Annotated in this window: 11 protein-coding genes, 1 pseudogene and 1 riboswitch; of the genes and pseudogenes, 4 read left to right on the top strand and 8 right to left on the bottom strand. The window is 65.6% G+C overall.

Annotated elements, in window-relative coordinates:
- Window positions 1-779: 779 nt before the first annotated feature.
- Window positions 780-1,445 carry a cyclic di-AMP binding protein CbpA gene (cbpA, locus tag LE416_RS10910; RefSeq protein WP_225048701.1) on the top strand — a complete coding sequence of 222 codons (666 nt, stop codon included), beginning with the start codon at window positions 780-782 and terminating at the stop codon, window positions 1,443-1,445.
- Window positions 1,446-1,515: 70 nt separating this feature from the next.
- Here the strand turns inward: cbpA and LE416_RS10905 are convergent, their stop codons facing one another.
- Window positions 1,516-2,031: a QueT transporter family protein gene (locus LE416_RS10905; RefSeq protein WP_338034778.1), complete on the bottom strand. Its 516-nt coding sequence runs from the start codon at window positions 2,029-2,031 to the stop codon at window positions 1,516-1,518.
- A gap of 2 nt (window positions 2,032-2,033) precedes the next feature.
- Window positions 2,034-2,079, bottom strand: a riboswitch (PreQ1 riboswitch).
- A 119-nt stretch (window positions 2,080-2,198) separates the two neighbouring features.
- On the opposite strand from LE416_RS10905, the gene LE416_RS10900 reads away from it, so the two are divergent.
- Window positions 2,199-4,649, top strand: coding sequence for a helix-turn-helix domain-containing protein (locus tag LE416_RS10900; protein WP_225048697.1), 2,451 nt, complete (start codon window positions 2,199-2,201; stop codon window positions 4,647-4,649).
- A 116-nt stretch (window positions 4,650-4,765) separates the two neighbouring features.
- Here the strand turns inward: LE416_RS10900 and LE416_RS10895 are convergent.
- From LE416_RS10895 to LE416_RS10870, 6 genes and pseudogenes are all read right to left on the bottom strand, one after another.
- Window positions 4,766-5,144: pseudogene (locus tag LE416_RS10895) on the bottom strand (type II toxin-antitoxin system PemK/MazF family toxin); the annotation flags it as partial.
- 21 nt (window positions 5,145-5,165) lie between these two features.
- Complete coding sequence (locus tag LE416_RS10890; RefSeq protein WP_225048693.1) at window positions 5,166-5,408, bottom strand: antitoxin; 243 nt, start codon at window positions 5,406-5,408, stop codon at window positions 5,166-5,168.
- Between the two features lie 173 nt (window positions 5,409-5,581).
- On the bottom strand, window positions 5,582-6,709 hold the full coding sequence (gene alr, locus LE416_RS10885; protein ID WP_225048755.1) for an alanine racemase: 1,128 nt from the start codon (window positions 6,707-6,709) through the stop codon (window positions 5,582-5,584).
- Window positions 6,710-6,711: 2 nt separating this feature from the next.
- Window positions 6,712-7,068 (bottom strand): holo-ACP synthase, encoded by a 357-nt coding sequence (gene acpS / locus LE416_RS10880; protein WP_225048691.1) that lies wholly within the window; start codon window positions 7,066-7,068, stop codon window positions 6,712-6,714.
- A gap of 209 nt (window positions 7,069-7,277) precedes the next feature.
- The gene (locus tag LE416_RS10875) at window positions 7,278-9,212 is read right to left on the bottom strand and encodes an elongation factor G (protein WP_225048683.1); all 1,935 of its coding nucleotides are present in this window, start codon (window positions 9,210-9,212) and stop codon (window positions 7,278-7,280) included.
- Window positions 9,213-9,435: 223 nt separating this feature from the next.
- A complete protein-coding gene (locus LE416_RS10870; RefSeq protein WP_225048682.1) occupies window positions 9,436-9,936 on the bottom strand; it encodes a hypothetical protein in 501 nt (166 codons plus the stop codon).
- A 120-nt stretch (window positions 9,937-10,056) separates the two neighbouring features.
- Between LE416_RS10870 and LE416_RS10865 the strand changes: the two genes are divergently transcribed.
- Entirely contained in the window at window positions 10,057-10,986 is a 930-nt protein-coding gene (locus LE416_RS10865) for an FAD:protein FMN transferase (protein WP_225048681.1), read from the top strand.
- Between the two features lie 214 nt (window positions 10,987-11,200).
- Here the strand turns inward: LE416_RS10865 and LE416_RS10860 are convergent, their stop codons facing one another.
- The gene (locus tag LE416_RS10860; RefSeq protein ID WP_225048680.1) at window positions 11,201-12,151 is read right to left on the bottom strand and encodes a LysR family transcriptional regulator; all 951 of its coding nucleotides are present in this window, start codon (window positions 12,149-12,151) and stop codon (window positions 11,201-11,203) included.
- Between the two features lie 274 nt (window positions 12,152-12,425).
- Here LE416_RS10860 and LE416_RS10855 point away from each other — a divergent pair, with 274 nt between their 5' ends.
- Complete coding sequence (locus LE416_RS10855) at window positions 12,426-13,028, top strand: NADPH-dependent FMN reductase (RefSeq protein WP_225048670.1); 603 nt, start codon at window positions 12,426-12,428, stop codon at window positions 13,026-13,028.
- Window positions 13,029-13,031 lie beyond the last annotated feature (3 nt).

Here is a 13,031-nt window from a genome sequence, read left to right as displayed (position 1 = left end):
GCGCACCTTGCCCCGGGCGTCGGTGCGAGCTATGCGCGCCCGCGCTGCCTTGCGGAGCCCGACGACGCCCAGGGCGGAGCAAGGCGTACTTAGGCCACCGTCCAGCGTAAGGCCGGCGCTTGAGGCGCTCTTTGCCTTGAGCGCTGGCCTTAGCTGGACGAGTGGCCGTTGCCTTGCGTAGCCCGACGATAACCAGGGCGGAGCCGAGCGCACTTAGCGGGACGGGTAGCCTAGCGCTGGAGTTGAGGCGGGCTTGGCCTCGACGCCAGTGCGTAGCTAGCCGCGCCCGCGTCGCTCGGCGCAGCCCGACGATAACCAGGGCGGAGCAAGGCGCACTTAGCGGGCCGCATAGCGTAGCGCTGGCGTCTGGGGCGCACCTTGCCCCGGGCGTCGGTGCGAGCTATGCGCGCCCGCGTTGCCTTGCGGAGCCCGACGATAACCAGAGCGAAGAAGCGCGGGCCTAGCGGATCGAATAGCCTAGCGCTTGCGATGAGGCGGGTTTGGCCTCAACGCTAGTGCGTAGCTATTCGCATCCGCGTTGCGCTTCGTAGCCCGACGCCCAGGGCGGAGCAAGGCGCACTTAGGCCACCGTCCAGCGTAAGGCCGGCGCTTGAAGCACGCCGGTTTTATTACCTAAATTCATTCCGCCTTATCGTTTCTCTCATATTTCTCCCATTGCCGCCCAGCACCGTGATGTCGGGGTTGTGCATCGGCCAAATTATGGTAAAATGGATTAAAATGAGAGAGATTTAATAATGTCTGCACCGATGGAGGGCATCATGTTAACCAAATCACTGGTACTGAAGAAGGAGCTCCTGACCACCGTCAAGGAATCCGTGACGCTGGCTGAGGCACTGCAGGTGCTCGAGGACTCCGGCTTCCGTTGCGTGCCGATTGTGGACGAAAGCGGCCAGATTTTCCGCGGCAACATCTACAAGATGCACCTTTACCGCCACAAGTCGCAGGGCGGCGACATGTCGCTGCCGGTGACCTACCTGCTGAAGAACGCGACCAAGACCATCCCGGTCAACGCCCCCTTCTTCAAGGTTTTCTTCAACATCAAGGACCTGCCCTACATCGCGGTGCTCGACGAGGACGCCAACTTCTACGGCATCCTGACCCACTCGCGGCTGCTCGCGATGCTGTCCGACTCCTGGAACATCGACGTCAGCTCCTACGTGATGACCGTGCTGTCGACCGGCAAGCGCGGCGACCTGGCCGCGATGTCCAAGATTCTGGCGCGCTACGTCTCGATCTCCGGCTGCCTGACGCTCGACGGCAAGCGCGGTGAGGTCGTGCGTCGCACCCTGTTCACCCTCCCCGCCGGCATCGACGAGGCGACCCTGAACCTGTGCGTCAAGAAGCTCGAGCGCAAGCACTTCAAGGTGGTCGAGATCGACGACCTGCAAAGCGGTCAGCCGCTGCGCCTGGAGTCCGAGCAGTAAGTTTCATTTTTAGGCAATACAAAAGCCGCCAGCTGGCGGCTTTTTTGCGTTGTCTCAATGATTCGTGTGGTTACGCGGCGACGCGCTGCGCGAAGTGAACGACCCGGTCGATGGCCAGCATCACCGGTACTGCGATCACGAGCATCACCAGCTCGGACGGCAGCAGCGTGGCGAACATCGGCAGCAGCTTGTCCAGACCCATGTGGCCGGTCCACACGATTTCCCAGGCGATGATGATCATCGTCAAGGACATGCTGGCGGTGACCAGCGCCAGGCGCTGCCACAGCTTCGTGAGCTTCGGCGTCAGCCAGTAGACAAGACCCAGGCCCAGCAGCGTCTGACCGCCGCCGAAGACCACGTCGACCCAGCCCATCGGCGAGAACAGGGCGTTGTACAGCACCACGCCAAGCGTGACGCCGACGATGTACTTGCGGTCGAAGGCGACCAGGTGGTTCAGGGACTCGGACAGGCGAAACTGGATGGGGCCGGCCGCCAGCCCGAAGATGCCGGACACGTACGACAGCACGACGTACAGGGCGATCACGAGGGCATTGACCGCCAGGGTGCGCGTTTTACGATTCATGATGAAGCCTCCTAGTTTTTTTACGTGGGCGGAATTTCGAACCACGACGGTTAAGTTTTGCATGAATTCGCGGTGCTGTCCAGAGATTTTCTGCAAATTCAGGCCGATTGGTGTACGCTAGAGGCAGTGGAAAAAGTCGCTGCAGATAGCAGGAAAGCAGGTATTATTGAATGACAGAAGCAATCGCGTACCGTCTCAAACAGATTATGACGGCGGAACACCTGAGCCTGACCCAGGCGGCGAAGCTGATCGGGATTTCCCCGTCGAGCATGCGTAAGGTGCTCAAGGACACCCCGATGAGCCGCCCGATCATGTTCAAGATCAACCGCTTCATCGAGGGGCACCCGGTCGAGCCAGCCGACAGGCACAGCTTCACCATCTTCGACTCCGAGGCCGCGGAGGCCAAGGCCGAACCGAGCCAGGCCGCAAGCACCCCGGCGGCACCGAAGCCGGCCGCTAAGACCCAGCCTAAGCAGGAAGCCAAGCCGGCCAAGCAGCAGAGCAACCAGGCCAGCAAGCAGGCGGCGCAGAGCACGGCCAAGACCGACAGCGAGACCGCCCCGGCAGCCAAGCGCAGCCGGCGTCAGACCGCGGCCAAAAAGGACCAGTCCGCCGAAAGCAACGCCACGCAGGCCCCTAAGTCACAAACCAAGTCGTCGGCCAACGCCGAGAAGCAGAACCAGAACGGCAACCAGGCTAAGGCCGCTAAACAGACCAAAAACGACAACCAGCCTAAGGCAGCGCAACAAGCCAAGAACGACAATCAGGCCAAGGCTGCTAAGCAGACCAAGGGCGACACCCAAGCTAAGGCCGCACAGCAGACCAAGAACGACAACCAGGCCAAGGCTGCTAAGCAGACTAAGAACGATAACCAGGCCAAGGCTGCTAAGCAGACAAAGAACGACAACCAGGCTAAGACCGCCCAACAGAACAAGAATGACAGCCAGGCTGAGGCTGCTAAGCAGAGCAAGGGTGACAATCAGCCCAAGGCCGCTAAGCAGACCAAGAGCGACAACCAGACCGAGACTGCCAATCAGACCAAAGCCAACACCCAGGCCAAGGCCGCTAAGCAGACCAAAAACGACAGCCAGGCCAAAGGCGGCCGCCGCAAGCAGAGCAAGCCGGCCGCAAATCCGGTGGGATCCCTCGAACCCGGCGCCCAGCAGGCCAACTTCGCTGCGACGCGTCAGGCCCAGCTGGCTGACCAGGGTGTAACCCCGGCCGCACCGGTCAAGGCCGAGACCCAAACCGCGCCGGCCAAGCAGGTTCAGGACGCGAAGCAGACTGCCAAGCCGCAAGCTGACAAGCCCGCGGCCAAGCAGCCAACTCAGCAGAACCAAAAGCAGCAGCAGGCCGCACCGCAGGTTCAACAGACGGCGGCCGCTCCGGCACAGCCCGCGCCAACCAAGCCGGCCCAGAGTCAGCCGCAAACCCAGCAACAGCAGGCCAAGCAGCCACAACCGCAGGCCCAGCAACAGCAGCCTAAGCAGCCGCAACCGCAGGCCCAACAGCAGCAGCCTAAGCAGCCGCAACCGCAGGCCCAGCAACAGCAGCCTAAGCAGCCGCAGCAGGCGCCGGCCCCGAAACCCGCACCGAAGCGGCCGAGCAGCACCACGCTTCAGGTCTTCATGGACGAGTCCTTCGGCGGCGGCTCCGACTACCAGCGCAACATGTCCATCGGCGCCACGGTGATCGACCCGGCCGACGACCACGCGCTGGACAGCTTCATGAACACCCTTTACCCGTTCGGTTGGCAGCCGGGCGACGAGGTCAAGGCCCGCGGCAAGTCCAGCGCCCAGATTCAGGCGATGCTCAGCCAGGCCCTCGACCCCGCAGCCAAGGTCTACACCATCTACTCCCCACTGTCCGACGCGGGCAACTTCTCCATGAGCTTCGGCGTCATGTACCCTTACGTCGCCGCTCTGCTGCGGATCATCGAGGCCCAGCCGGTTCTGCCGCAAAAAGTGCGGGTCACCCTCGACCAGCGCAGCGAAATCGCCACGGAGCAGCTGGGGCTGGCCGCACGGATGCTGCACGCCTACCTCAAGTCCGAAACCGGCCGTGAGATGTCGTTCTTCTTCCGCACGGCGGACTCCAAGAACACCATCGGCGTTCAGTACAGCGATTTTGCTAGCCACGCCGCGATGTTTTTCACCAAGGCGCAGATGGAGGCGACCGGCATGGTGCGGCTCGCCGACATCGGCTCGGAGCTGGGCGACCAGCTGACGCTGTACGCCATGGTCGGGCTGCAGAAGTACCTGCTCGACGAGCGGCCGACCGCCGTGGTGCCGACCAGCAGCTTCAAGAGCCCGGTGCTGGGCCTTGCCTCGCGCCTGTTCAACCTCGCGTCCAAGGCCGCGACGATGACCCAGGTGCCGGACGATGCCTACGTGCAGGCCAAGCTGGTGATCAACCAGCTGCTGACCATCGTGCCGTCGTCGATCAACGGCGCCATCAACAAGATGCCGTTCCAGAACTGGTACGACATGGCCGCGCGCGCAAGCTCCCTGCTCCACTACACGGATGAGACGCTGCCGCAGTTCGCCATCGACCAGGACGCCCTGAAGATTGCCGAGGACGCGCTGAACAACGTGGCCACCTTGCTTGCAGGTGGGCGTTAAACCGAAATGAAACCAAAGCGCGCGATGACCGAATGAGGGTCATCGCGCGCTTTGATTTTTGCAAGTTCCAAGCAGGCCGCTGAAAAATCCCAACAACAAAAAAACAGCCACTCCCGACCGGAAGTGGCTGTTTTTGGCTTACAGCGGACTGAGCCCGACGGAGACGGCCAGGGCCTGGTCGACCGCCGCCATGCGCGAAGGCGACAGCTCGGTCACCTTGTCCATCAGGCGCTGCTTGTCGATGGTGCGAATCTGCTCCAAGAGCACCACCGAGTCGCGCTCGATGCCGTCAACATCGCCGCGCAGGCCGACGTGTGTCTTCATCTTCGGCTTGGTGATGCGGGACGTGATCGCCGCGACGATGACCGTCGGTGAGAAGCGGTTGCCCACATCGTTTTGAATCACCAGCACCGGGCGCAAGCCGCCCTGCTCGGACCCCACTACCGGTGACAGATCGGCGAAGAACACATCCCCGCGCTTGACTGAATCGCCCATGACTCCTCCTCGTACCGCACACTAAGCCAGGTGCGCGTACGCCTCGCTTTCACACGCCGTGAACTCGTGGCAGATCTCCGTGTTCAGCGCCCCCATGTCTAGGTAGCCGCTGATCATCTCGGCCAGCGCCTCGTTGCCGCGGGCCAAAAAGGTCCGAAGCGCGACTTCGGCCACCGCCTCGGGCGCCACGTTATGGCTGGCACAGTAAGCCGTCAGCTGACCCGCCAGCTGCGCATCCAACTGCATATCGATTGCTTCTGCCATCGTTATATCCCCCTGCACTGTTTGGCTTAATCCTATCACAGGCAGGCAAAAGCGCAACGGCGAACAGATGTTCAGATGGATGTCGGCCACCGCACTCAAGCGACGCGCCAACCACCTCGCCCAACGCGCGCGAGCCGGGCCGACTCGCCACGCGCAACCCGGGCGCCCGGCGGCTAGATCCGGTCGACCGACTCGCGCGGCAGGCGCTCGCTGAGCGCGCAGGCAATCTCGTAGTGGATGGTGTGGCTGTAATCCGCCACGTCCTGCAGCGTGATCTCGGCCTCGCCGCTTTGCCCGACCAGCACCACAGGGGTCCCCGGCTTGTAGGCCTTTGGCAGGCGAATCATGAACTGGTCCATGCACACGCGGCCGACGATCTCGCAGAACTGGCCGTCAACCAGCACGTGAAAGCCCTGCAGGCGCCGCAGCCAGCCGTCGGCGTAGCCCATCGGCACGGTGCCGATCCACTCGTCCTGCTGGGCGCGGTAGGTCGCGCCGTAAGACACCGCCTCGCCGGCCGGCAGCCGCTTGACGAACGTCAGCGCGGAGACCAGCGACAGTGCCGGCTCCAGCGCGTACGGCACGTCCGGAATGTCGTGGCCGGACGGGTTCAGGCCGTACATCGCGACGCCGAAGCGAATCGCGTTGCAGGTGCACGCGGCGTGCCACAGGCTGGTGGCGGAGTTGGCCACGTGGACGTAGCGCGGGCGCGTCGGCAGCGCGGCCAGCATCGCCTTGAAGCGCGCGACCTGGGTTTGAAAATAGGTGGTGTCCGCCGCGTCGGCCGTGGCGAAGTGGGTGAACAGGCCCTCGATGTCGAACGCCTTGTGCGCCGCGCCAAAGGCCGCCGCGTTTTGCAGGTCCGCGACCTCGCGGAAGCCGATGCGGCCCATCCCCGAATCCACGGCCAGGTGGACCCGCAGCGGCGCGGTCTCGGCCGCCTCAAGCACCGGCAGCGCGGCCTCAAGCCACTCCAGGCTCCCGACCGGCAGCGCGATGTTTTGCGCCGCGGCTAAGCCAGCGCAGCGCGGATCCACGATGCCCAGCACCAGGATCGGCTGGGTGAAGCCGGCAGCGCGCAGCGCCAGCGCCTCGTCGAGCACCGCGACGCAAAAACCCGTGGCGCCGCTGGCCGCGGCAATCCGGGCGACCCGCAACAGGCCGTGGCCGTACCCGTCGGCCTTGACCACCGCCAGCAGGTCGGTGCCGGCCGGCAGCCGGTCCAGGGCGTGCTGAATGTTGTGCTGAATCGCCGCCTCCGAGACCAGAACCCGACTCTCGCGGTGCGTTGCCGTTACCATGCTCATGCTTTTGCCTCCAAAATCACTTCGGTCATGACCAGGTCCTGCGTGTGGCTGATGGACACGTGCGCCGGGCCGTCATAGGGCTGCTTGGTGATGACGGGCTGCCCCGCGTCCCCGCTCAGCGTCTCGACGTCCTGCAGCCCGACGCGCCCCAGCCCGGTGCCGTACGCCTTGGCGTAGGCCTCCTTGACCGAGAAGCGCCCGGCCAGGTACTCGCTGGCGCGCCGGCCCGCCAGCGCTTGGTACTGCGCAAGCTCGGCTTCAGTCAGCACCTTTTTGGCAAAGTGCGGGTTCTTGGCCTGCGCCTGCTCGATGCGGGCGATGGCCGTCAGGTCGATTCCCAGTCCCTTGATCATAACTACCTCCGTTGTGTTGGGTTCCATTATAGTCGCCCCGGCGCCGCTGCGGGCCTGAAACTTGGTCACCTCAGCGTGCGCGCGGCTCAAGGCCGCGGCGTGCCGGCGATGGCAGCGGTCGCAGGTCGCGCCGCCAGGTTCGGTGGCCCCTTATCAGGCCACCGGTGGGCCGGGTCGGTCCGGCGCCACCACCGGCGCCCGGCCGCGGGCTAAAGCTTGGGTGCCAGCCGGTACGGGCAGTGCGCGGTCTGTGGCACCAGGTCCCAGGCCACCGGGTAACCGGCCCCGTGGGCGCAAAACACCGAGTCCGGGGTGTTCGGCAGGTCCGCCACCGGGTCGTAGCCGGCCGTCGCGATCACCGCGTCGGCGTTGTGGCACGGCCGGTAGCCGTCGACCACGCACTCCAAGACGCCCTGGCCGTGCGTGTAGGCGCGCACCGCGGCCGGGTAGTCCTGCATCCCCGCCACCGGCGCGGTGCCGGTCAGGATTGTCTGGGCGCCCTGCTGCTGCGGCGCGTCGAAGCTGCCGCCCATCTGCTGAACGTCACTCATCGCCCGGCCCAGCTGGGTCTCGGCGACCTGCAGGCGGAACCGGTACCAGGGCTCCAGCAGCTGGCAGTCGCCGCTGCGGCGGGCCATCATCAGCCCCTGGCGCACGGCGCGCCAGGTCGCCTCGCGGAAGTCGCCGCCGACCGTGTGCTTGATGCTGAAGCCCCCGCCGACCAGCGTGACGGTGACGTCGGTCAGCGGCGCGCCGATCAGCACGCCCAGCTGCGTTTTGGCCCGCAGGTTGGCCTCGACCTGGTGCTGCCAGTTGCGCGGCAGCACCTCAAGCGCGCAGTCGGAGGCAAAGGTGATGCCGGTCCCCCGCGGCGCCGGCGCCATCAGCAGGTGCACCTCCGAGTAGTGGCGCAGCGGCTCGAAGTGGCCGACGCCCTCGACCGGTGCGGTCAGCGTCTCGCGGTACAGGATGCTGCCCTCCCCGAACGTCACGGTCAGCCCGAAGCGCTGGGCCAACAGCTGCGTCAGCACCTCCAGCTGCACCTGCCCCATCACCTGCACGCGGATCTCCTGCAGCCGACTGGACCAGGTCACCGCCAGGAGTGGATCCTCCTCTTCAAGCTGGCGCAGCGCCGCCAGCACGGCGGGCAGCTCGTCTTGCCCCGGCCGCACCGCGTAGGTCAAAACGGGCTGGATCAACGGCGTCGGGGCCGGAGTCGCCGCGCCCCACGCCTGGCCGGGCGCCGTGTCGGCAAGCCCGGGAATCGCGCACACCGTGCCCGCGGCCACCCGCGGCACCGCCTCATAGCGCTGACCGTTGTAGACGCGCAGCTGGTTGATTTTCTGCTCGCCGATCGGGGTCTTGGGCAAAAGCTCACCGCCCGTCAGCCGCACCCAGGTCAGCCGCTCGCCCTTGTCGTCGCGCGAGATCTTGAACACGCGGGCCCCGAACTCGGCCTCAAGCGCCGGCTGGCGGCCGAAGCGGCTCAGCCCGGACAAAAGCTCCGGCACCCCGTCGAGGCGCAGCGCCGCGCCGAAGTAGCAGGGAAAAACGCGCCGGCGCGCGATCAGGTCCTGCACGGTCGCATCGGCAAGCGTGCCGGTGTCCAAGTAGTCCTCAAGCACCGCGTCGTCGCACACCGCGATGGCCTCTTGGGTCGCCGCGGCGTCGGGCGCCGTGAAGTCGGTGATCGCCGCATCCAGCTCGCGCTGAAGCATCGCGAGCACCTGGGCCGAGTCGGCCTGCGCGACGTCCATCTTGTTGACAAAAACGACCGTCGGCACCCCGTAGTGCGCCAGCAGCTGCCACAGCGTGCGCGTGTAGCCCTGAATGCCGTCGGTCGCCGACACCACCAGAATCGCGTAGTCCAAGACGCTCAGCACCTGCTCGGTCTGGCTGGCGAAGTCGACGTGCCCCGGCGTGTCCAGCAGCGTCAGCGCGAGGTCGCCGTAGGTCAGCCGCGCCTGGTGGGAGAAAATCGTGATGCCGCGCTTTTTCTCCAGGGCGTCCGAATCCAAAAAGGCGTCCCCGTTGTCGACGCGTCCCAGCTTGCGCACGGTGCCCGTGCGGTAAAGCAGCGCCTCGGACAGCGTGGTCTTGCCCGCGTCGACGTGGGCGACGATGCCTGCGACCAATTCCTTCATGTGTGGTGACCTCCCGTCGGTGTTGCCTCTATTCTACACGTCTCTTGCAAGCGACAAAAGGCCGCCGCACCGAGTCCGAAGACTTGGCGCGGCGGCCGGTGATTAACTGGCCCCGCACGGCGGCAGGTGGCAGTCAATCCCATTCAAAGTGGCCGGGCTCACGCGGGTCACCCGCAATCGCTGACTCGCCTGCCGAGGGTGCCGTCATCGCCCACACTCGGCATCACCAGCAGTGGCAGTCGGCGCTGCGGCAGACCAGCTGGCTGCAGACGATCAACAGGTCCGCCGCCGGTTGGTGGATCAGCATCGCGGCGCGGCCCTCGTCCTGCAGCAGCCAGCCCGTGGCGCCGGCGCTTGCGGCGGCCGTCACCAGTGCGCTCACCGCCGCCGCGTCGGCCGGTTCCGCCGTCTGCGAGCTGCCGGCGACGGCGCGCCCGCTGGTGGTGGCGCCGAACACCTGCGTCCGCGCGGTGCCTGGCGTGCCGACGCCCGCCGCCGCAGGGACGGTGGCCTCGGCTTCACGGGCCACGGCCACGGGGTGCGCCGCACCCAGCGTGTCATCCGCGGTGAAGGTCGCCTGCGTCGCCGTCACGGTCGGCATGCCGATACGAATCGCGTCCCAGTAGGTCTCAAGCTGTGCGGCCGCCAGCGGTCGCACCAGGTTGATCGGCCCGCCCAGCTGGGCCAGCCGGTGCTGCGCCGCTTTTTCCTCTAATGAACTCATGTGCTCGCCTCCTGCCCCCAGTATAGCGCGTTTTGCAAGCGGTTGCGCGGCCGGTGCGGCGATTGACGGCGGGCTTACGGCGGCTATACTGGAGTCAAACGCACGAAAAGGAGGCCGCGCATGCCAATTGCCACTCGCACCCTGCACCTCATGGGCACCGTCATCACGCTTTGGGTCCAGGCCGAAGAAGCCGACACCCTGCTGGACCAAGCCGAAGCCACGCTGATTGAAGACGAGCACCGCTTCTCCGCCAACGCCGACGATTCCGACCTCGCCGCCGTCAACCGGGCCGCCGGCGTCCAGCCCGTCGCCGTCGCGCCCGACCTGTTTGCGCTGATTCGCATCGGCCGCGAGCAGAGCCTGGTGCCCCACTCGGCGCTTGACATCGCCATCGGGCCGCTGGTTCAGACTTGGCGCATCGGCTTCGCCAACGCCCGCCACCCCGATGCCGCGGAGATTGCGGCCAAGTTGCCGCTGGTGGACCCGGCGGCCATCGAGCTGGACGAGGCCGCCCGCACCGTTTTCCTCCCGGTCCCTGGCATGAAGCTGGACCTCGGCGCACTGGCCAAGGGCTTTTTCGCCGACCAGATCACCGCGATGTGGCAAACTGCCGGGGCAACCGCCGGCTTCATCGACCTGGGCGGCAACGTCAAGACGTTCGGTCAAGCGCCCGACCACGAAGACGGCGCCTGGCGCGTCGGCATCCAAAATCCGTTCCTGCCCCGCGGCAACCAGGCGCTGACCCTGCGCATCCAGGACCGGTCGCTGGTCACCTCCGGCATCTACGAGCGCAGCCTGACCTGGCACGGCCGGCGCTTCCACCACGTGCTCGACCGCCACACCGGCTACCCGATCGCCACCGACCTGGCCAGCATCACCATCGTCTCGGCGCAGTCCTTGGACGGCGAGCTGTGGACCACCCACCTCTTCGCCACCCCGGCGGCCGCGATCATCGCCCGCCTCAACCAGGTGCCGGACCTCGACGCCGTGGTCATCACGCAGGCCGGCGACATGGCAATGACTGATGGATTGAAGGGGCTGGTCGTCTGAGGCCAGGGCCGGACCTGACAGGACGAACCGGCGTTGACTTGCGGGCTCAGCGCTGACTAAGACTGAGCAATGCGGACTTAGCCACCTCACTGCGTCTGAGAATAAAAAAAAGAACACGCTGCCCACCGAATTGACTCCGGTGGGCAGCGTGTTTTGCATCTCGAGCAGTGATCCCCCGCGAACGCTGCGCTCAACTGCGCCGGAGCCCGGCCCATCAGCTTTTGGCTTCGGGGCACGTGCGCGCGATGTCCGCGGCGACCTGGGAGGCAAAGGCGGCGACGAAGTCCGCGCCGACCGCCGTCAGCGGGTGGGCGCGATAGGCGATGAAGTAGTCCAAAGACAGAAGGGAAAGCGGCAGCGGGCAGACGTTGAAGCGGCCGTCGAGCGCGCCGGTCGCCACGCTTTCCGGCAGGAAGGTCACGCCCAGGCCCGTTTTGGCCAGGGCGACGCTGGTGAAAATGTTGTCGGATTCCAGCACCACCTGCGGGCGAATCTTGTACTTGGCGATCAGGTAGTCGACCTGGCGGCGAATCGCGGAGCCGTGGCGGGTCAGGATCAGCCGCTCGGACAGCAGTGCGCGAATCGGCACCGCGCCCGGCGCAAGGCGTCCAGCGCCCTTTTGGTAGAGCTTGGAGGTCTCGGGGATGATGGCCACGTAGCCGTGGCGCCCCTGCACGTTGACGGCCAGGCTGGCCGGCAGGGTCTCCGGGTTCTGGCCGATGAAAAAGTCCAGCTCGTGGTTGAGCAGCCGCTTCTCGTTGACGGCCGGCACGGCTTCAAACAGCTCGACGTCGACCTTGGGGTGCGCGGCCAAGAAGGCGGGCAGCATCAGCGGCAGCAGGTACGTGCCAAGGCTGGCCAGCACCCCGACGCGCAGGATGGTGCGGTCGGGCTCAGCGTACTGGGTCATTTTCTTCTGGAAGCGGGTCTGCTCCCCCTCCAGCGTGCTGAGGTACTGGTAGTACAGGCGCCCGGGCTCGGTCAGCGCCAGCGGCGTCGCCTTGCGATCGATGATTGTGACCCCCAGCTCGCGCTCCACCTTCTTGATGCTCTGCGTCAGGTAGGGCTGCGAGATGTACAGGCTCTTGGCCGCCTTCGTGAAGTTGCCGTGCTTCAGCAGCATGTCCAAGTACTGCAGCATGTCCAGCGATTCTAGTTGCGCCATGAAACCACCTCCCGAGGGTCATTATAACAAAACAGCTACCGCCCGATAGTAAAATAAATATTTCACAATCTAACGTGGCTTTCCTACACTGAAGATAACGTGTAACCGCTGCCGCCGCCTGTCGCCGCATCTGGTCCAGGTGCTCTGACGCCCGAAAAGCTTGCTGGCGACCACCACCCGTCCGCCGCGCCCCGCAACCGGTTCGCCCGGTCGGCGCGCGGCGGGGCCGGCGACGGCAGCATGCTCACTCATGAACACCGAAAGGAAGATTGCCATGAACCTCATCGGAATTGTGGGCACCAACGCCCCGACCTCCACCAACCGCCAGCTGCTCCAGTACATGCAGCGCCACTTCAAGAATCAGGCCACCATCACCATCCAGGAGATTGCGGACTTCCCCGCCTTCGACGAGCCGGAGGACCACCGGGCCCCGGTCGGCATCGCCGAACTGAGCGCCGCGATCGCCGCGGCCGACGGTGTGATCATCGCCACCCCGGAGTACGACCACAGCATCCCCGCCGCGCTCAAGAGCCTGCTTGAGTGGCTGTCCTACACCGACCGGCCACTGATCGACAAGCCCGTCTTGGTCGTCGGCGCCTCATACGGGGCGCTTGGCACCTCCCGCGCCCAGGGGCACCTGCGCCAGATTCTCGACGCCCCGGAGCTCAAGGCTCGCCTGATGCCGGGCGCAGAGTTCCTGCTCGCCCACTCGCAGCAGGCCTTCACGGCGGACGGCGACCTCGCCAAACCCGAAGACGCCGCCGCGCTGGACGAGTACGTCGCCCAGTTCCTCGAATTCGTCGAGATAACCAAACAGCTATTGAAGGGCCGCAGCGTCCAGACGCAGCAGCACAAACAGTTCGCTTGGGATAAGTAACAC

The sequence above is a fragment of the Lacticaseibacillus kribbianus genome (assembly GCF_020180945.1).
Classification (GTDB): Bacteria; Bacillota; Bacilli; order Lactobacillales; family Lactobacillaceae; genus Lacticaseibacillus; species Lacticaseibacillus kribbianus.
The sequence above is the reverse complement of the archived record's forward strand: the minus strand, read 5'-3'. Positions and strand labels throughout refer to the sequence as shown.

What these genes read in the sequence shown, in the direction of transcription:
- acpS (WP_225048691.1), bottom strand. Translation starts at nt 7,068, where the DNA reads ATGATCAAGGGACTGGGAATCGACCTGACGGCCATCGCCCGCATCGAG.
- LE416_RS10860 (WP_225048680.1), bottom strand. Translation starts at nt 12,151, where the DNA reads ATGGCGCAACTAGAATCGCTGGACATGCTGCAGTACTTGGACATGCTG.
- alr (WP_225048755.1), bottom strand. Translation starts at nt 6,709, where the DNA reads ATGGTAACGGCAACGCACCGCGAGAGTCGGGTTCTGGTCTCGGAGGCG.
- cbpA (WP_225048701.1), top strand. Translation starts at nt 780, where the DNA reads ATGTTAACCAAATCACTGGTACTGAAGAAGGAGCTCCTGACCACCGTC.
- LE416_RS10865 (WP_225048681.1), top strand. Translation starts at nt 10,057, where the DNA reads ATGCCAATTGCCACTCGCACCCTGCACCTCATGGGCACCGTCATCACG.
- LE416_RS10890 (WP_225048693.1), bottom strand. Translation starts at nt 5,408, where the DNA reads ATGGCAGAAGCAATCGATATGCAGTTGGATGCGCAGCTGGCGGGTCAG.
- LE416_RS10875 (WP_225048683.1), bottom strand. Translation starts at nt 9,212, where the DNA reads ATGAAGGAATTGGTCGCAGGCATCGTCGCCCACGTCGACGCGGGCAAG.
- LE416_RS10870 (WP_225048682.1), bottom strand. Translation starts at nt 9,936, where the DNA reads ATGAGTTCATTAGAGGAAAAAGCGGCGCAGCACCGGCTGGCCCAGCTG.
- LE416_RS10900 (WP_225048697.1), top strand. Translation starts at nt 2,199, where the DNA reads ATGACAGAAGCAATCGCGTACCGTCTCAAACAGATTATGACGGCGGAA.
- LE416_RS10855 (WP_225048670.1), top strand. Translation starts at nt 12,426, where the DNA reads ATGAACCTCATCGGAATTGTGGGCACCAACGCCCCGACCTCCACCAAC.